General features: G+C 42.8%; 11 protein-coding genes. All 11 read right to left on the reverse strand.

Annotated elements, in window-relative coordinates; all coding sequences use genetic code 11:
- Window positions 1–5 precede the first annotated feature (5 nt).
- The 11 genes from CS948_RS07100 to CS948_RS07150 all read right to left on the reverse strand — a co-directional run bounded on the left by CS948_RS07100 (window position 6) and on the right by CS948_RS07150 (window position 20,253).
- A complete protein-coding gene (locus tag CS948_RS07100) occupies window positions 6–932 on the reverse strand; it encodes an ABC transporter ATP-binding protein (protein ID WP_099291022.1) in 927 nt (308 codons plus the stop codon).
- 50 nt (window positions 933–982) lie between these two features.
- Window positions 983–2,626, reverse strand: coding sequence for a PKD-like family lipoprotein (locus CS948_RS07105; protein ID WP_099291023.1), 1,644 nt, complete (start codon window positions 2,624–2,626; stop codon window positions 983–985).
- A gap of 16 nt (window positions 2,627–2,642) precedes the next feature.
- On the reverse strand, window positions 2,643–3,347 hold the full coding sequence (locus tag CS948_RS07110; protein WP_099291024.1) for a DUF4843 domain-containing protein: 705 nt from the start codon (window positions 3,345–3,347) through the stop codon (window positions 2,643–2,645).
- Between the two features lie 15 nt (window positions 3,348–3,362).
- Window positions 3,363–4,889: a RagB/SusD family nutrient uptake outer membrane protein gene (locus CS948_RS07115; RefSeq protein WP_099291025.1), complete on the reverse strand. Its 1,527-nt coding sequence runs from the start codon at window positions 4,887–4,889 to the stop codon at window positions 3,363–3,365.
- A 17-nt stretch (window positions 4,890–4,906) separates the two neighbouring features.
- Window positions 4,907–8,368, reverse strand: coding sequence for a SusC/RagA family TonB-linked outer membrane protein (locus tag CS948_RS07120; protein WP_255301896.1), 3,462 nt, complete (start codon window positions 8,366–8,368; stop codon window positions 4,907–4,909).
- A gap of 96 nt (window positions 8,369–8,464) precedes the next feature.
- Window positions 8,465–9,637 (reverse strand): FecR family protein, encoded by a 1,173-nt coding sequence (locus tag CS948_RS07125; protein ID WP_099291026.1) that lies wholly within the window; start codon window positions 9,635–9,637, stop codon window positions 8,465–8,467.
- 78 nt (window positions 9,638–9,715) lie between these two features.
- Window positions 9,716–10,276, reverse strand: coding sequence for an RNA polymerase sigma-70 factor (locus CS948_RS07130; protein WP_099291027.1), 561 nt, complete (start codon window positions 10,274–10,276; stop codon window positions 9,716–9,718).
- Between the two features lie 93 nt (window positions 10,277–10,369).
- Window positions 10,370–13,711, reverse strand: a complete 3,342-nt coding sequence (locus CS948_RS07135) for a hypothetical protein (RefSeq protein ID WP_099291028.1) — start codon at window positions 13,709–13,711, stop codon at window positions 10,370–10,372.
- Window positions 13,712–13,844: 133 nt separating this feature from the next.
- Window positions 13,845–16,877 (reverse strand): hypothetical protein, encoded by a 3,033-nt coding sequence (locus tag CS948_RS07140; RefSeq protein WP_141560903.1) that lies wholly within the window; start codon window positions 16,875–16,877, stop codon window positions 13,845–13,847.
- A 321-nt stretch (window positions 16,878–17,198) separates the two neighbouring features.
- Entirely contained in the window at window positions 17,199–17,564 is a 366-nt protein-coding gene (locus tag CS948_RS07145) for a hypothetical protein (protein WP_141560904.1), read from the reverse strand.
- Between the two features lie 328 nt (window positions 17,565–17,892).
- The gene (locus CS948_RS07150) at window positions 17,893–20,253 is read right to left on the reverse strand and encodes a Gldg family protein (protein ID WP_099291031.1); all 2,361 of its coding nucleotides are present in this window, start codon (window positions 20,251–20,253) and stop codon (window positions 17,893–17,895) included.
- Window positions 20,254–20,274 lie beyond the last annotated feature (21 nt).

The following is a 20,274-nucleotide window of genomic DNA, read 5'->3' on the forward strand; positions in this document are numbered from 1 at the left end:
TTCCTTTACTTTGATTTTTTAGACAATTCTGCAAAAATGGCATTAAGCGAACTTTTCTCTACGCGTATCTCGTTCAAACGCCAAGCATTTTTATAACTATATTCCACCATTTGTTCGATAACATCATTCACGTCCGAGGCTATCAACCGGAACTTCGTTCCCCCCAACTCTTCCACTCTTGTTACCCCGGGAACTTCAATCAACACTTCCGGGGCCGGAGCATCAAGTAAAGATACGAATACGGTGTTCGGGGTAATGTAATTGTCAAACTCATCCACACTACCCGAGAACACCATATGACCTTCTTCCACCATAAGAATATGATTACATATCGCTTGCACTTCGGTAAGCATATGGGTTGAAAGAATTACAGTTCTGTTCTCCGCAATCTTTTTTATCAGATTGCGGATTTCAAGAATTTGATTCGGATCCAAACCATTTGTAGGTTCATCAAATACAACCAACTCGGGACTATGAATAATTGCTTGAGCGATACCCACCCGTTGTTGGTAACCACCCGAAAGATTACGAATCAAGCGATTCCGGAAATGCAATATCCCACACTCAGTTAAAGCATTTTCCACCGCTCCCGGAATCTCGCTATCAGGCATAAGTCGAATTCCCGCGCAATGATAAAGGAACTCCTCTATCGTCAAGTCCATATGCAAAGGAGGTTTCTGGGGTAAAAAACCCATCAAACGCTTCGCCGCAACGGAATTTTCTTTTGTATTTATTCCCTTTATAAAAATATCTCCTTCAGTTTGTCTCAACACGCCACAAAGAATATTCATCAATGTTGACTTCCCCGCACCGTTTGAACCCAGCAATCCATAAATTCCCCGGGTAGGTATTTCAAAATTAATATCCCGTATTGCCCATTGTACACTATACCGATGAGAAACATTTTCAATTTTTACAATTGGTTTTTCCATAAATCTTAATTCACATATTTAAATTTCACACACAATACATTTTCCAAATACTAGTAATTGTAACCGAAAGCCCAACCGGTATAACTACTAGGTTTCCAAACGACATCCGTAATTTTACCCAAACCTTTTGTCACGTGATAAGTCGCTTGCTCTCCCAAACCTTCTCCTGTAAAGAAACGATCGTACGTACCCAACAAGTGGAACTCTCCATTTTCCAACGCCACACCTATCATCCAACTCGCCGGATTTTCAGTAACACTTGTAATCCTAGAACCAAAATCCTTGAACAATCTCAAACCTCGTTCCGGAATACTCATTTCATAGAAATACAACCTGCTACCTTCTGCCACAAACATATAATCACTATCGTATTTACATTTCATGTAAATTGAATTTTCATTCACTTTACCATCAGCTGGGAATTCTACGGGTGCCTGCATTTTAGAAATCTTAAAAACACCGGAATAATAATCCACGTAAGCATAGCACTGTTGTGAATAAAGTTTATCTCCCTTTTTCAACAGCATAAATAGTGTCGATGAATTGTAATCACTGGATGATCCTATACTAGCCACATAAACCGGAGTATACTCGCCGGTATTCCCCAGTAGTACAAAGCCATCCGGTATCGTTTCTCCATAAGTTATATCCAAAAGACGAGCCGCTGCAGATTCACTAGTTTGTGCAACCGTAGTAACCGGTATAATAGCTTTATTTGTTTCATCATATACCAGCATCGCTCCCAATTTATAGATCCATGTATCAAATATTTTCGTGATTTTCCCATTATTACCGAAATAAAGCAGATTCTCCCAACGGCATTGTCTTGAATCCATTGTTGATGCATTGATTTTTCTCCAATAAATAGATCCGTCTTTCCCGACCATATAGTGAGAAGTCAGCGCATCGATAAACTGAACCGGTTCAAAAGCTCTGGCAACCCCGGAACCGAAATCTTCATTAAAAGCATAATATTTAGAAAAATCATTTGCATTCAACACCCAATTATCACCATTCTCTTGGATTACCACGATCTCAGCGTAATTATTACTGTAACCGACCCAACCCATATCCACGGAAACCGGTTTACTACCCAACGGACTATCCGGGTGCAATTCTTGATAAAGATCAATACCATCTTCCCAAGAACACAAATACCCTCCGCCATACACCTCTCCACTTTCCGTGATATCACCATCCTCGTAATCCACGTACCCCTCATCTCCTTCATCCAGATTATAATAATTCCGGGTTTGAATAAGCATTGACAAAGCCGTCCTTCCCTCCTTTTCAGACAAGATCAACCAACCGGTCTTGAAACGTGAATTCACGGTATAACTCACGCTCACCATTGTCATCAGTTTCGTGGCACGTTCTTGCGCTATCAAGTAACCGGTGAAAGAACCAACTTCATCGGGAACAATTATCAGATTCCGTTCTCTACAAATTGTATCTCCACTAAATACATAAAAATAATCATAAGCTAATGTATCAACTTCCGGATTCACCCATGTAATCGTGGGGAAAATTTTTACCGTATCTCCCAACGTCACCGTAGACACATTCTGTTTCGAATAATAATTAAGTTTTTCAATGTTCGAATAAATATGATCATAATGACCCTTATCTTCATAACATGCCCCGAACGCGAAGACGATCAGACATAATAGCATATACTTCGTTATCTTTTTCATATCTTCCTATTTAAAATTAACCTCCGATATAAGCGACCTTCATCTCGGTACCATCCTTCTCGTACACGGTCTGATCATTCTCCGCCATCTGCTTCAAGTAGTTTTTCAGTTTCAGTGTACAGGTTCGAATCTCGTTGGCATCATTAACATTCACGTTTACTTTTCCGTCATTTATCTTGATAAATAACTCGTACTTCATATCAGAATACTCACCCAACCAAGTTTTTACCACGGTAGAGTTCCACCAATCCGGTTTAAATATAATATTCGACACGTTGATAATTGCCACTAAACGATCTGCTTGCCCTAAAGCAAAATCTTCAGTTTCTTCCAGACACAACGTCAAACGACGGGCTACGCTAGAGAGTTCCGGTGTCTTTTTAAAAACAATCACACAAGTATCCACCACTTGACCGGCTTCCATCACAAACTTTTCCGGTAATATATAAGTACCATCCGGAGTATCAGTATAATCCTTCATCACGGAAATCTTGTATTCCCGATCCTTGTCTGAGGGAAGTCCTATCAACTTCACTTCCAACTTATACTCTGCTTGTTCCACGTTAGGATAAGCAAGAAAAGAGAAACTGGTGGAATCTTGAATATATTTCGTGAACAGGATATAATCCTTGTCGCTATATAACTTAATATCATCTTCGGAACACCCGCTCACGCTCCACGAAAACGATAAAAATAAAATATAAATCAAATACTTTCTCATAACACTTTTATTTTATTATAAATATGAAGTTTCGCCATCAGGAAGCGGTGCATACCAATTTTCAGGTTTCATCTCTATATTAGTAGCTCCGTTATAAATATCCCGATTCAATCGTTTGAACATAAAAAAGGTTTGCCCTTCTGTCAAGGTTTCTCGAATAATATCGTTATACAAGATTTCAAGCAATACCTCTTTTGTCGTCTCTTGTTCAATATTCAACTTACACCCTCGCTTTGCACGCATGGTATTCAGCAATTCAATGGCTTCACGTCGTTCATTACGGTGCAGCAACATACATTCCAATTGAATGTGATACAATTCAGAAAAACGCAATAACGGCAATAGCGGACCTTGATCACTCACAGAGGCAGACACCGAAGATGAAGTGGATTGCGGACGTTCCCATACCAACCAACGCTTATTATTGTTGTACCGACCGGTCACACCGTTTGTTCCATACATACCGCGCAAACGATAATCATCCTCATCTCCCTTAAACAGAGATGCCAAGTAATTAGCATTCATCACAAAACAGTTGGCATAAGAACCCGTCGTATAAGCTTCCCAGTTATCATAGCTATTGTTATTGGAAAAACAAAGTAATAACTCGTCAAAACGTTTAGGATATTGGCTGGCTGCATTAGATGAATATTGATAGCTACTGCTTGTCCAACGATACCACCCGGCATTAACAAATTCCAATGCTTCCAGCGCACGTTCATAAGCCTTGTCATAATCCCCTTTATAAAGATACATACGTGCCAACAATCCCGTAGCCGCCATATAATTCATCCGCATTCCCCGATAACTTACAAAATCATTAGGCGGAGCGGATGAATACGTGCTCGACTGGTAGATCCGTCCGGAAGTACTTTGGTTCCAACTCAAACAAAAAATAGTATCCACCGGGGCCAAAATCCCTTTTGCTTTCTCCATATCGGCAATAATACTTGCAAGCACATCATTCACACTCTTGTGTTCAGGCTGATGATCCGGATAAGTGGTCACGTAAGGCATTGCTAACCCTGTCGGGTTCGTCACCGGAGCAGGAGCAAACAAACGTAACAAATCAAAATGCATCATGGCACGAATGCCATACATCTCACCTAAAATCATATTCTTCTCCATACTTCCAAATTCGAAAAAGGAAGTGTCTTTCTTGGAAATCTCTTGAATAATATTGTTACAATTAGCAATCACATTGTATCCTTTAGCCCAAATATTAGTCATAATTGTTTGTACCCCCGAATACTCCCACGTGTATTTAGAAACATTATAATAGTTCGTACCCAAATTACTTGAAGAGGTAGAATTGTAATTATTTCCCAACACACTCGCTACCCCCCATGTTAATTCCCGTCCATATAATGAAGTTTCAGACAACAAACGATAAACCCCGTTCACGTACATATGAACACCATTTTGCGATTCAAAAGTTTCATCTTGCAGCATCTCCTGCTTGGAAGATACATCCAGGAACTCATCACACGAATTGAAGAAACCTAGAGGCAATAATAATAACAGATATATTAACTTTTTCATTTCTCTCTTTGTTTTAGTTAGAAACTAGCATTCAACGTAAATGTAAACGTCCGGGCAAACGGATAAGACAACCCCATCTCTTGCTTGATGGTCGACCACGTGTCGATATCCTTCATGTTAAATTGCAATTTCAATGTACTCAGTCCCACACGACGGATTAACTCGCGATTAAAGTCATAACTCAAAGACAAGGAATTGAAGTTCACGAAATTATTTTTCTGCACGAAACGAGATGTCGGACGAGTCACATTATACCGATCCTTCAACGCCTTTAACGGACTCACATCTCCCGGCTCCTGCCATCTATCCAACACCACCCGGTAATCAGCATTATAAGCGTTCAAATCCACATTCTCCACGTTACTGATCAAAGTACTATTATAAGCATCTCCACCCCATTCATACAGGAACGTCGTGTACATAGTGAAATTTCGCCAACGCAAATTAACACCGAAAGCACCTTGCGCCCAAGGCTCCGAATCCCCCACTTTCTGCTGTTCGGCAGAAGACCAATCATAAGTCAAAGTTCCATCACGTTTCACGTAGATTTCCTGTCCGTCCGCCGGGTTTATACCGATAGATTTCATTCCATAGATTGCCGTCAGCGAATTTCCCTCCTCATACTTCATATAAGGCTTCATATACGGTTCGTTTTTCTTTATGGTACTCATGATCGTTTGCATTTTCGAACCTTCCGCGATCTCTTTGTACCCGGCATAAAATTCATCAATCCGCTCATTATATCGTTTCAATGTTTCGGAAATAGATTTCAATCTATTCTTGTTATGCGCCAAGTTTCCGAAAAGAGAAACATCCCAATCCTTCGTAGAATACACGCGCCAATTCACATCTACCTCGAATCCCTTGTTCTCGACTTCCCCAATGTTATCCGTGTAGACCGAGAACCCGGAAGAAAGCGGCAAAGAAACTTCTGTCACCAAATCTTTCGTATTCTTGATATAATAATCAAACTTTATCATCACCCGATTGAACAACCCGATATCCGCACGGAAATTCCACGTCAACAATTTTTCCCACGTCAGGTTTTCATTTCCCATCGCCACCAAAGAAGCTCCGATTCCGGTTGGATACCAGTCATCCAACATCGCGTTCAACGTATTACGAGCTACATAAGGCTGGAAATTTGATTTACCGGTTTCTCCTACGCTGGCAGAAACTTTCAGATTATTCAACCAGCCGTACTTTTGCATATACTGATAATTGTGAATGTTCAATCCCGCTCCCAACGACCAGAAAGGAGCATATTTACGATCTGTACCGAACTCGGAAGAACCGTCAAAACGATAAGAAGCATCAAACAAATAGATATCATTCAAACTATAGTTCAAAATCGCAAATCCTCCTAACAAACGCGTTTCATTATCCGACATCGTGGGCTTCTTCACGATCTCGTAAGCGTATGCCTCGGAATGATGGTCCGCATCCGGAAAACCACGATAATGAGAATAAATATACTTCGTACTCGTTGATTTAATATTTGTACCGGCAGAGAAGTTTATATTATGTATTCCTATCGAACGATTGTAAGAAAGAAATGCATTCCCGTCCCAACTATTAGTTTTCGTTTCGGTTTTTATCAATTCACCCTTACTGAATAACTGCCCCCGTTCAGTATAAGTACCCGAAGTTGGAGATGTAAAATTTTCCGTCCAAGCGTCATTTAAAGTAACCGCCACTTGGGCTTTAACCATCCAATGATCATTAAAGAACCAATTGACAGACAAATTATTCGTCCACTCCTTATATCCGTTCTTGCTGAAATTTCCCTGCTTGGCTTCATATAACGGATTCTTAACAGAAGTTGCCCCGTTAGAAATCAATTCCACCCATGAACCATCGTCATTCAACCAATAAGCATAAGGTTGTTTACGGGAATAATCGGAAAAAGAACCATAAGGAGAATTCTCGTTCTTCATCACGTTGTAATTCACTTGATTTTTCACTTGCAAACCCTTCCAACGATAATCCAATGTCAATCCGGCACCAATACGATCGCGATAAGATTCCTTCATAACACCGTTTTGATTATCGTAACGCAACTCCACTCCAAAACGAATATTCTCAGCCCCTCCCTCCACGTACACACTGTGTTTATGATTAAACTGCGTCTGCAATGGTTGTGACAACCAATAGGTATCCTTTCCTTGTAACACGTAATTCAACTTTTTGATATAAGCACTGTAAGCACTTCTCCACCAACTATCCCAGCTACTTTCATAAGAAATTGCATTTTCCGGTTCAAATAAACCGGCAGCAACTTCTGCCGCTAATTTATCTTTAGCATTCATCAAGTTATAACTGCTCAAATCAGGAGCCGTAATCTCTAAATTACCATTGTAATTCACTGTCAATTCGCCCGGTTTTGGAGCCACCGTTTCGATCACAATCACTCCGTTAGAAGCGCGGGAACCGTACATAGCCGTGGCAGCAGCATCTTTTAGAATTGTGATATCCTTAATACGGTTAAGATCCATGTCATAAATCTTCTGCACGGAAACCTCGAAACCATCCAATATAAAAATCGGTGTATTCGGATTATTGGTTAAAGCATACTTTGACACATCTTCCGCTTCCAACGCATCCAACTCTCTTACATTAGAAATTCCTGAACGACCTCGTACATAAAATTCCGGCAACGTATTGGGGTCCGACCCCATATCGTTATTCCTCATCACACGCAAAGAAGGATCGAACACCTGCAAAATATCAATCACGTTTGAAGCCCCCACTTTCATGATATCCTCTTTTTTCACGTGAGTAGCGCTCCCCGTGAAACTGGACTTCTTGATATTCATGTATCCGGTAACCACCACCTCATCGATCTTCTGCTCATCATCCTTCATCACGATATTCAAATCTTTGCGCTCTTCGCCGGCTTTCAGCTTCACACTTTGGGTTTTCATTCCCACGAAAGTAAAAACGAGGGTTACAGTATCTTGAGGCAATGCTATTTTAAATGCCCCCTTGACATCAGTAACAACACCTAGCGAGGTTCCTTTAATCATCACCGTTACTCCCGGCAAAGGAATCCCTTTCGTATCCTTCACTATTCCCTGAGCTACAATTGTTTTCTCTTTCTTCTCGTCATCTTTTTCCCCCTTCCTCGTGATTATTATAAGCTCATCACGAAACTTGAAAGTTAAATCCGTATCTTTCAAAACACGTCTTAAAACTTCCTCTACCGTTTCATTCTTTACTTGTAACGATAATTTCCCCAATTGATCCGTCTGTAGCGGATTAAAGATAAAACACAGTTTGGTTTGTCTCTGAATTTCATCCAGCAATACTTTTACCGTAACATTCTTCAGATTTAACGTTACTCTTTCCTGTTGTGCCAAGGAATTAGCGGAAAGAGAAAAGGTAAAACCGCAAATTAACAAGAAACACAATCTCATAATCATCCATTTTTTTTTCACATGCTCTCGACTCAATCGATAGCATAATCGATTTTTTTTCATACATTTGTAAATTAAACAGTTCAACATTCCCAAAGCCCAACTCCAACAAGGGCCTATGGGGTAGAATCAACGGGAGGCCTTCAACACCTTCCGTTTTTATTTCGATACAACAATCGTTCGGTCATTTATAGAAAATTGCACTCCCACGACATCCGTGATTGCTCTCAAAATCTCGTCTATCTCGCTATATCGTTTCATATAGCCGGTAAAAATCATTTTTTTTACAGATTCGGCTTGGAAAAAAACATCCACGTTATACCATAAAGACAGCGTACTCATAATTTGCTCCAATGTTTCGTTCTCGAAAGCAAAATACCCGTCTTTCCAAGCCACATATTGACGTACATCAACTTTCCTCAATGTAATCTCCCCGTCCTTTCTGTTTCCGCAAGCCAACTCTCCCGGTTTCATGATTATTTCATCTCCATGCCGTTTATCGCGGATTCCCACCTTTCCGCTCAACAACACAGCTTGTACTCCCCGTTCCAAATGCGTATTCACGTTAAACTCTGTCCCGTACACCCGAATCACCACGTCATCCGCCACGACATAAAAAGGTCTACTCTCGTCCTTGCTTACTTCAAAATAAGCCTCTCCTGAAAGATAAACTTTTCGTTCTTTTTGATCGAACACCATCGGATACCTCAAATCGGTCGCGGAATTCAAGTACACTCTTGTCCCGTCAGAAAGAGTAATTTTAAATTCTCCTCCCCGGGGAATTTTTAACGTGTTTATCATTGTCCTCTCTTCCACTATCATCGTTGAATCATAAATCAAATTCCCTTCTTCACGTTTCACGACAAGCCCGTTTCCCATTTTTATCTCTTCCTGATGCACCTCCTTTCTCAACTCGTACACCTCTCCATTAGCCGCGACCAAAGTTGCCTTGGAAACACCCGGCTGAATCACGCTCTCCATGCCAGAAGCCGCTTCTCTCTCTTCGTGAAAATTTACATCCCAAAACCATAAAACGCCCAAAGTCAAAGGCATTATTACGGCAGCATACCACAACATCCGCCTTATTATCCGTAGCTTACTCTTACGTTTTCTCAATTCTTTGAACTGTAACCATGCTTCTTCGTCATTCAACTTATTAAACACAGCCACTTCCGCTCCTAAACTCAATTCCTTCTTGATTTTCTCAAAAAGTAGCTGATTTTCCCGCTCCTCCTCCAACCATACATCCAACTTATGTCGGTCTTCCGAAGAAAGCACACCCAATAAACAATTCCGAATTAATTGAATAATATTTCCTTCACTCGTGTACATGACGTCTATTAATTTACCTCATATACAACAAGAGGTATAAAAAGTAGCAAAAGAAATTCAAAAATTTTTAGGAATAAATCAAATCTCTCGCATAAACATATACAAAAGGAATAAATTCCCCATGTACTCTTTCAAGCAACGAAGGGCATTTTGTTTATGGGACTTGACTGTTAGAACAGATATACCCAAGATTTCGGCAATCTCCTCGTTCTTTTTCCCTTCCAGATGTAACTCAAAAACCGCACGACACTTCTCGGGTAACGCACGAATGGCAATGTACAATTCACGATACACTTCCTCTTGAAGCAAATTATAACTCTCTTCTGCCTCTTCCCCTACCTGTTTAGCGTAAGACAAGTATCTATCCTCCACCTGCTTGTGTTTCAAATAATTGAAACATCTGTTTTGCACCAGATCATAAAGATAAGCCTTGAAACCATGATAAGAATTATACGTTTTCTTACCCTCCCACACCGAAATAAAAACTTCCTGCACAATATCCTCTGCCACCTCCTGCTGTCCCACCCGACGCATGGCAAACATGACAAGATAAGACCGGAATTTCATGAACATCTCATGAAACGCCCGTTCCTCCTTTTCGTTAATCCGACGAACAAAATCATATTCTACACCATTCATTTCCACACCAGCAGAATTTTCAACAAAGATATGACTACCGGAGAAAAAATAAAAATTTATTTCGGATAAACGGATTAAAAAAATCGAAAATACCTACTCCAACTTCACCCATTTCACCGCATCCGCCACGATAGCGACTTCAGTTCGTCCATACACCTCTTTATCCGATAGCGTCACACTGGCCTCACCCGCCGGGAAATCGAATTCCCCGAGTTCTATCCAACCACGCCCCCCCCACTTGCGAGGAAAATACAGGTCAAGGGGCACTTCCACCTCCTTTTCCCAGTCACCACCACGCACCGTGTAGTAGTAAATGATTCCCTGGGGACACTCGAATGCACTGTAACTAGACTTTTCTGTAAAAGCAGTCACCCGGTAACGCCCCGCTTCCATTAAATTCACGTGCCATGTCGCTGTCGATTTACCACGCCCCGCCCCAATCTCGTGGTGCCCGCGTATCGAGTCTCCTTGAGCAAATCGGTCAAAACGAAACATCCAACGTTCAACTCTTACCTGGACATCATCTAATGAAGCAGGCTTTTTCAACCAACGACGCTGCAGCCATGTCAAATTTCCGTCAACAAACTCAAAACCGGATTCTGAATCATCCACGATAACCTCATTTTTAGGCTCTAGTGCACGAAACTCTTCTGGATTGACATCTTTCCACGTACACCCCGAGTCCCCGACAAGATAGCTCAAGTCTCGTTCTTCGACAACATGAAAACCCACTTCTCGTGGGCGATTTGCCGAAACTCCAAGGTAAAGCGGGAAAATATGTTTTTCAAAATAATATCGCATCTCACCGTTCACTTGAAATCCATCGTCCTGATTCACCACTCGAAATCTCTTCACCTCTCCGGGAGCCAAGTAACAGTTAAAAAACTCCGTTTTTTCCTGGTGTCCTGTCTTTCCAACCACGACGGTCACCAAACCACCACACTTCCCGGCATTCAAGACCATCCCCTCCGCCAACTGGATTCCCGTATTCCCGTCATAATAACTCACCATTTCCCGTGTCCGGTAAAATTGCTCGTGGGTTGCATTCTCCCACTCCCGAACAATTCCCGCGAAATCAACTCCCCAGCGCTCGCTCCACTTGCGTTCTATCGAGTCATACGAAATTTCTCCCTCCCGCAAGGACAAACTATCCAAGACAGAAGTTAGCTCTCTTACCGGGATATAATATTCCAAGCGAAGCCAGAAATCCTGCATCTTCATATCGAATATCATGTCCTTTTTCTCACTACCGAGCTTCTGGTCATCGAGCACCTCCTTTACATTTCGTCCCAGCAAGTGGTCACTCAGCTCGTGCAAAAAAGCAAAACTACTACCACGATAACCAAGACCCATCGGTAATTGTTTATCTTTGTCCTGCAAGTACTCGAACATCTTCCCCATCAGCGGGTCATCGACAGAATACACCCGATTTCGGGATTCCCGCAAAACGGTACGTCCCCCAACCCAGTATAAACGATCATGCCGTTTCCCCAGCCCTAAAGGATGACTAATTGATATACTCCGTCCTCCATCCCACAACGACGCATACAACTCCACACAAGCATCCATCAATTCTCCCGTATTTTTTATTCTCGGCCTTTTAGCTGTTTCCACCAGGTTCATATCAAAACCTCGCTCGTGAAAAAACACCACACCCAGCTCCACCATGCCCTCCTCCCGCTTTCCCGAGTGACTCGACAGGTAGAAAGAAACAGGGGTTTCCAACAAGTACAAGTTCGGCTCCCCGGGAGCGTACCACGCCTGTCCCGAGATCGATTCCAAGTTTTCCCAGTAAAAAAACTCCACGCTATTCAAAAACGCAACCACCCTCTCTCGGTTCAATCGAGTAAAGCGGCGGGCAAACTTACCGCCCCACGCCGTCAAACCGAACTGCAAGTTGTACGAATCACCCGCCCCGAACGTGAAACGCTTCAAGTCTCCACCCAAAAGAGAGATTCCACTAAGTGGTTTCAAACAAGAGAACGACACCCCGTCCTTGCTCTCCTGACGCTCCCCCTGGGAAAACAAATCTCCGCGACACGACCGGTCCACGTGAAGGTGAAAAAGCGTGAAATCCCGCGCCGTCGCCAGCGGCAAAAACGGGTTCACAGGCGGGAATGCCACCGGGTACCATAGGCTCGCCGGGGTCAACAACAGGAAATCATCACCCGTGAAAGCACCTCGACGTCCCGTCGGGAAGAACAAGTCACCGTGAAACACGTCTTCAAATTCATCGTCCGGCAGGTGCAGATCACAACAAGCGTCATCCACCTCTCCTGTGTATTCCACTCGGAGGGAAAGCGTATCGCCGGGTTCTAGTGCCCGTTCCACTAGTAACACATGACCGTCACGCCGGAAGAGTAATTCCTCCCCCTCGCCGCTCACCCCCGTCACCCGCAGACCCGGGTTAAGAAAGAGCACCAGACGCTCCAACCGCTCCCCGTTCGGGTTATGCACCCGCATATCGCTACGAGAACGCAACTCCCCACCACGCTGCTCTAGTCGAATATCGTGACTACCCACCCGGCAAGTCAAGGGTGACCAATAACGCTTGAAACTATCTCGAAGCTCCCGACGCATGGAGCGAACGTTTGCATAATCAAGCTCCACGAGGTAAAGGCTGCAAATCCCAACCAGCAAAAGGGACGAACCACTCAATCCGAAACGTCGTTTTACAGAGTCCTCGTTCGGGATACGAGTCATTCGACGAACGCAAAGAAACAACAAACCTAACCCCACCAGCAACCAACCGGCACGCTGCAAGAAGTACAAGCGCAGGTTCACGTGCCCCACCAAGTCAGAGAACAAATTCGGGATCCCGCTACCCATGTAATCCAACGTACCGTGAAAATGATAGGGTAACCAAAACAGGCAACCCAACCACCACGCCACCGACAACAAGATCGAGAATCCCCTGGAACCCGTAAGGTAACTCGTCCAAACTCCAAATCCCGCCACAACCACCCACGAGGGAAAATTCAACGTCAATAGGTAAAACAAGTAATAACCAGGGGTATATTCCGCCAAGCTGGTCAAATGCACTAGGAACACCGTCACCACGATCACCACCACGTTCAAGCAAATGAACAACAACCACGTTCCCGCCAAACTACCCCAAAAAAACACCACGTTGGACACCGGGCGAACGTGTAGCACCGCCATCTCACCCCGACCGAACAAACGAGCGGGAAAATCCGAAATCATTACCGATAGGAATAACCCCTGCACCAGACTGAAAAGGTAAGCGTTCATCAGGGGTATGGAGCAGGGGAAAGCCACCATCCGCCAGTGATGGCAACTTCCCTGCCCCTGCCAGTAAACGTGACAACCGACAATAAAGACCAAAGAGAACAACACGAGAACTCTAAACAGCCAGCCCCGGTTTTGTAATCTCGCCTCGTGAAGTGCTACATGGAAAAAGTCCCGCGTGTTCATAATTTAAGCATTCATATCCGGTTTTAACATATACATCTCTTTCCTATAAAATAAAAATATACCCTCTTTCCCGAAAATACCGAGATTATCTAGTGTCTGTTGGTCTGTTACAAATGCCATAATATCAAATATATTATTCCAATTTCACCCATTTCACCGCATCAGCAACAATCGCCACCTCTTTCCGATGCTGCACCTCCTTATCCGACAGTATCACGCTAGCCTCCCCCGCAGAGAAATAGTGTTCTCCAAGAGAAATCCAACCAGTAAACATATCTTCACTCTCCAACACTTCATCTAAATTCACTTCCACACTGATTTCCTTCCCGTTACATACCACGGTATAATAGTAAACGACACCTTCTGGTTTCTGAAAGGTAGAAGAAAGCAATGATCCCCGGTACACTTTAGCCATAACATTATACTTTCCCGTTTCCGGCAAAGTTATACTCCAAATCGCTTTTGAACGCCCAACACCACCACTTTTACAATGGAAACTCCTAATCGAATCCCCATGAGCGTTCACGTCTATCACCGAAGTCCAGTAAGGAACCTCTGCGTTCACCATCTTAAACTCTTCCCGAAATAAACTCTCTCTCTTTATCCATTTCTGAACTAAAGTCATCCTATCATCTTCTATCTTGAATCCCACACCCGCATCATCCACAACAATTTCATTGGCATCGGATTCAAATTCTGAGGACGAGATATCTTCCCACGTGTTACCTAAAACAAGTTCCTTATCTTCTATACCCGTGGCATAAGCGATATTAAAATACGGTGGACGGTTAGCGGATAATGACGTTTTCACGCTCACCGGATTAACATCTGTCACGATTTTAAATTCTTTTGCCTCTCCCGCATTGAGAAAATGACAATAACGTCGAGAGTTCAAGAATGAACCGCACTCCACGGAAACGATTCCACCCTCTTCTCCTATATTTTCTATTTTACCCACGATCTCGTATAATCCTTTTTCCGAGTAATAATAAGCCACCACATCTTTTATCTTGAAAAATTGTTTATGCTTTGCTGACACCCACTCTTCCATCACTCGATGCACGTCCACCCCGGAAGTAGCCTTTATATCCCCACAAATAGAATCATAATCCACTTCCCCGTCATAACCAGAAAAAATTGTATCAAGCATAACTTCAAACGCTCTAGCAGATATTTGCCACGTCAATCGATCCCACAAATCAGCTATTCCCAGGTCAAGCACGCGAGACAAAAAAGCTTCCCCAGCTGAACTATTCTCCAACGCCTCCGACAAGGTACTTCCCGTCAAGTAATCGTATTCTCGATTACGTTTATTATTTCCCTCTCGCTTAAGATCTGCCCGTGAAAATCCTCCCGCTCTCAATCTATCAAAGACTTTACCCATAAAAGGGTATTTCGATGAACTCACCCAAATGTCATCATCCGACAGCAAAGAATAATAATTATACACGTTAGTGTAATGTTCACTATCAATACCTGTACCTATCCCGAGCAAAGGATGAGAGTTACGGACTTTACAAGTCGGATCTCTCAAGTTTGCTTGCAACACGGCACAGATAGACGATAATTCTTCCTTGCTTCGCCCCTCACTCTCCACGATGTCCGCAATATCCATGTCAAATCCTCGTTCTGGGATAAAAACCATTCCCGGTTCCACTTGCCCCTGTTCCGTTTTTCCCTCGTGCGATTCCAATCGAAACGCCAAAGGTGTTTCTAGGAAACATAAACGAGAAGCTCCCTTTTCACACCAGCGTTTCGATAAAAGTAAACCAAAGTCATCTAATTGAAACAAAGGCTGATGCAATATCCTCATCAACAATCTATCATCCACTTTCGCAAATCGACGTAACAATATGTCATACCCTCCCAATGACAAAAATTCAACTTCTATCCCCTCTATATTCAAATGATACCTATTAAAATTTCCACCACACAAAGAGATACCTGTCAACTCTCTACTCGGCACAAAAAGCATTGTATCTTTCATTTTTTTTACATTCCCTTGCGAGTACAACACGTTCTGTTGCGATTGAACAACAGCAAGCCGGAATCGGGTAAAATCTCTCCCCGTGAAACTGGGTGACAACGGGTTCACCGGGGGAACAGCCACAGGATACCATATACTCGCCGGAGATAAAAGCAAAAACTCATCACTCACGAAAGCCCCTCTACGCCCTCGGGCAAAAAAACGATCTCCATAAAACGTATTTTCATACTCCTCCTTTGGTAAATGCAAATCACAAATACGCTCATCTATTTTACCCTCGTATTCCAAGCACATCTGCAAAGAGTCCCCCACCCCCAATCCCTGGTTGATCACGATGACCTGTTCATCCCTCGTGTATGACAAACGATCCTTTCCGACAACAATCTGTTTCACTCGCAACCCGGGGTTTAGAAAAAAATATATCTTCTCTATAGACTCATGTCCGGGGTTATAAACTATCATCTCGCTATGCAAAGTCAATCTCTCTCCCGATTGAGCGAGAGTAATCGCATGACTTTTCACCCGGCAAGTTTTCTCGCTCCAGTTACGAGCAAAACATTCTCGGTACTCGAGTCGAATCTGCAGATCCCGATAATAAACATATTCCAAGGCGACACCACACCCGACTCCCATTACCACCAGCATCACTCCCCATAAAACATTTTTTTTCAATACATCTACACGATTTGGCAATCTCTCCACCCAACTTACACCACACACTAATAATCCCATCCCCACAAAAAAATAAAGTAGCCGATGAATCAAGTAACGCCACAAATCCACATGTCCCGTCACTTCCGAGAACACGTTTGGCACCCCACTCGCCAAATAATCCCATGTTCCATGTTGCCAATAAGGTAAATAAAAAATACCCCCGAACCACCAAATCACACTAATCGTCACAGCCCAAAAACGAAACTTGGTTGCGTAACTCAACCACAAGGTGACCCCTGCCACGAATACCCACACAGGTATATTCAAAGTCAACAAGTAAAAAATATAATACCTCCACCCAACGGGAGCTAAACTCGTTAAGTTCACGACGAACACGGACACGAGAACCTCCACTACATTCAAAATCAAAAAAAGCAAGAAATTCCCAATAATCACTCCCCAATAATACGACACATTATCGTATGAGCGTGTTTTAATTGCATCCGAAGCACCACTTTGCCTCATTCGCAAGGGGATTACTGACACAATCAATATCAAAAACAAAGATTGTATCACGTTAAAAAGATACGCATTTACTAGTGGCATTGCACAAGGCAATGCCACCATTTTCCAATTTTCACAATTCCCTTGTCCCTGCCAATAAATATGACATAACAAAATACTTAACAATGAAAAGAGAGCGAATAATCGAAACCCCAAAGTTCGATATTGCTGTTTCATCTCATAAATTACTACGTAAAACATATCATTTATAAATTTAAATCATTCAATTAATTGGTTTTATCAATTACTCAAAAACTCTCTTTAATCATATTTTCAAACAATCTAATTTTCTAGATAAATCACGTCCCGTCTCATTGATACTTTAACATGAAGAATATTATATTCGTTACTGCTATTTAAATAATCCCGTTTATCCATAAAATAATACTCTCCAACATTCTCTGCATTAAAACACGCTAATGTGTATGCAGAAACACATCCAAGTTCTCTTTTCTCTATCGGTTGATTAGGTTTTTGAAAAAGTAATATAATCTCTTGATATCTTCCATCAAAAATACCACTAAAACTGATATGTAAAGTCTCCCCAGATTTAAGACTCGCTGTACGTTCATAAATTTGTCCAATACCTATTACCACCATTCCTATAATAAATGCCAATGTTACTGTTAAAATCTTTATATTCTTCATGATATCAAAATTTAAACGTTTACTTAATATACTTTTACTCTCTATTTCTAATATTAAAGTCACGACCTTATACATCAGAAAATTGCCCAAAACACTCATTCCGTCCCCCTATCCAACAGAAGACCGATACCACGAATAAAATCATCATTTTTTTCATAATTCTAAAATTTAAATGTTTAACATGAAGTAGTTCATATTGCAATAATAAACTTTCAGCCCTTAAAGAGTGCATCTAAAAAACACCCTAGCTTAATAAAACACAATCAGGTAACGGGGCATTCTTGCCTCATTACCTGATTGACACTTAAAAAACAACACTCAACAACTACTATCTGCCTCTTCTCCTTAACCAGATAAACAAAGCAAGACAAAGCAACAACCCGGGGAACCCGCCAAGCAACGCGTAATTAAGTACCTCGACTCCCGTATCACTCACTAATAATCTCCTGTCGATTGCCCCCGGACGCCTCACGTCAATAGGCACCTCGCCATCCGACAACCAAAAGAAACCACCTTGAATAATCACGTAATTAGCAGCCCACAATGGATTTCTGTTGCTCGTAAGCTCCCCGTCACTCAAGCAATCTGCATCACCCAATATGATGACTTTTTGTTCTCGAGCACCCATTTTACGAGTTAATGCCAAAGCTAACGGGTAAGACTTCTGCACCTCACCCACCTTCGGGTTACACACCACCTCTTGATCCACGATATCCGTGTTTTCCAACTCATTCCAGCAAGTCGAATCAGACATAAACAACGGTATCACGTCAAATCCTTTATCCGTCGTGTATTCCAACCCGGCGGCAGTAGGCATAACCACCACGTAATTAGGTCTCATGTAACGGAAAGCAAACGACAACTCCTCAGCCTCCGGTGTCGGTTGTGAAACAATCAAATCAATCGGCTGTTTCGGGGCTATAAAACCGGCAAAGGGCCCAAGATTCGCGTTATCCAATTTCTCCTGCTCGGGATCCTTCGGTTTCTCCGGCTGAATCAAAAAACCATCCACCAGTTTCACCCCGAAAGGCTCCAACACCGGACTCATCACCTCCTGTCGTCCGGGTTCCCCGATAATCACCAGATTACCACCTCGGGCAACATACTTATCGAAATTCTCCTTTTCCGCTTCCGTCATCGCCTCCCTCATCTCTGCAATCACCAAAATATTGATCTCAGCGGGAATCTCCTCCTCCAAAGTGACATCCTTATAATCAAATCCTTGATTCACCAACGCTTGCCGCATCATCGGCAAGTGAGTAAACATACAATAATTACGATCTCCCGGACGATCCGTTTCACGCTCCCCGTGCCCGGACAAGAACCCGATTGTGGGCAACGTCATCACCACACGCTTCAAAGCTGCCGTAATCTCCGATTCCGAGGGATATATCATGTGATCATCATACAACCTCAAGAAAGTCCTCTCCCCGGATTCCCGCTCCAACAGACGTACAGTACGATTCCCCTCTGTGCTTCTCAAATCAATTCGCGCACGAATCTGTTCCGGGTTCAAAATCTTCCTTGGGTTCAACTCCTCCCTCTCGATCACCTTCTTCGCCTTCTCCTCGTAACTCATTCCCGGGTATGCCCGTTCCAAATAATCATTCTTAACCGTGTCATAATAAAGCACGTACTTCATTTCAATCTCCGGCTTAAAACGAGTATACTGTTCAAAACGACGTACATCATCATTATAATTCTTCGGGAATCCCACCCAATTATTTTTATCCAAAATATTCACGTAAGTCGTGATCGTCAACCCGCCATCCAATTCATTGATAATTGCCTGACTATTGGGTGTCAACGTGTTCATTTTCGTGTGAGTCGCATCATAATAGTACTTAAAAACAGGACGGGAAGAAACATACGCCAACACCACAGCCAAGCCCCACACCCCGACATATTTGCCCAAAGATCTCACGAAACCCACTTTCTGCCGCCTTCCCTGCAATCGAATGATTGTCATTAACAGGAACAACATCACCACCACGACAAAATAAAGCACATCCTCGCTACAAATCATCCCGATCATAAAATTATCGGAACGCCCCGTCATACCGAACCAGTAAGTAATCTCCCGGACAAACGGGACAGCCTGCCACATCCCCTTCACGTACGTCAAAACGGCAAGAATAGCCAACGTCCCTACCGCCGCCACGATCTGGTAAGAAGTCAAACTCGACATAAACAACCCGACCGCCACATAAGCACACAACAAAAGGTAACATCCCAAAAGCCCCGCCAAAATAACAGGAATATCCACGTTCTCGATCGTACAAATCCCGTAAATAGCGTAAACCAACAACACCCCGATCAACACCAACCCGTATGCCAACATTGCGCAATACTTACCCAAAATAATCTGGGCATTCGTGATCGGGGAAGAATAAAGCAACTTAATCGAACCGCTTCCCAACTCCCGGCTCATCAACCCCATCGTCAACAACGGAATATACAAATACAAGTAAGACTGCACCGCCACGAACAAACCTCGCTCTCCGCCAAAAATCCCCAACGTTCGGTTGGCTCCCACGCTACCCATGCTCTGGTATCCCACGATCTCCGAGATCGTCCCGGCAAACAACATACCGGTCTGGAACGTGAATATAATCAAAATCAACCAAGCGATCGGGGAATAAAACAAATCCCGTAACTCCGTCTTTGCTATCTTAAATATCGTCTTCATCTCTACTGCAAATAAAATTTA

The organism is Butyricimonas sp. Marseille-P3923 (assembly GCF_900184685.1).
GTDB lineage: Bacteria > Bacteroidota > Bacteroidia > Bacteroidales > Marinifilaceae > Butyricimonas > Butyricimonas muris.

Excerpts from the sequence above, each read along its gene's own strand:
- CS948_RS07100 (WP_099291022.1), bottom strand. The coding sequence starts at position 932 with ATGGAAAAACCAATTGTAAAAATTGAAAATGTTTCTCATCGGTATAGT.
- CS948_RS07105 (WP_099291023.1), bottom strand. The coding sequence starts at position 2,626 with ATGAAAAAGATAACGAAGTATATGCTATTATGTCTGATCGTCTTCGCG.
- CS948_RS07110 (WP_099291024.1), bottom strand. The coding sequence starts at position 3,347 with ATGAGAAAGTATTTGATTTATATTTTATTTTTATCGTTTTCGTGGAGC.
- CS948_RS07115 (WP_099291025.1), bottom strand. The coding sequence starts at position 4,889 with ATGAAAAAGTTAATATATCTGTTATTATTATTGCCTCTAGGTTTCTTC.
- CS948_RS07120 (WP_255301896.1), bottom strand. The coding sequence starts at position 8,368 with ATGAAAAAAAATCGATTATGCTATCGATTGAGTCGAGAGCATGTGAAA.
- CS948_RS07125 (WP_099291026.1), bottom strand. The coding sequence starts at position 9,637 with ATGTACACGAGTGAAGGAAATATTATTCAATTAATTCGGAATTGTTTA.
- CS948_RS07130 (WP_099291027.1), bottom strand. The coding sequence starts at position 10,276 with ATGAATGGTGTAGAATATGATTTTGTTCGTCGGATTAACGAAAAGGAG.
- CS948_RS07135 (WP_099291028.1), bottom strand. The coding sequence starts at position 13,711 with ATGAACACGCGGGACTTTTTCCATGTAGCACTTCACGAGGCGAGATTA.
- CS948_RS07140 (WP_141560903.1), bottom strand. The coding sequence starts at position 16,877 with ATGAGGCAAAGTGGTGCTTCGGATGCAATTAAAACACGCTCATACGAT.
- CS948_RS07145 (WP_141560904.1), bottom strand. The coding sequence starts at position 17,564 with ATGAAGAATATAAAGATTTTAACAGTAACATTGGCATTTATTATAGGA.
- CS948_RS07150 (WP_099291031.1), bottom strand. The coding sequence starts at position 20,253 with ATGAAGACGATATTTAAGATAGCAAAGACGGAGTTACGGGATTTGTTT.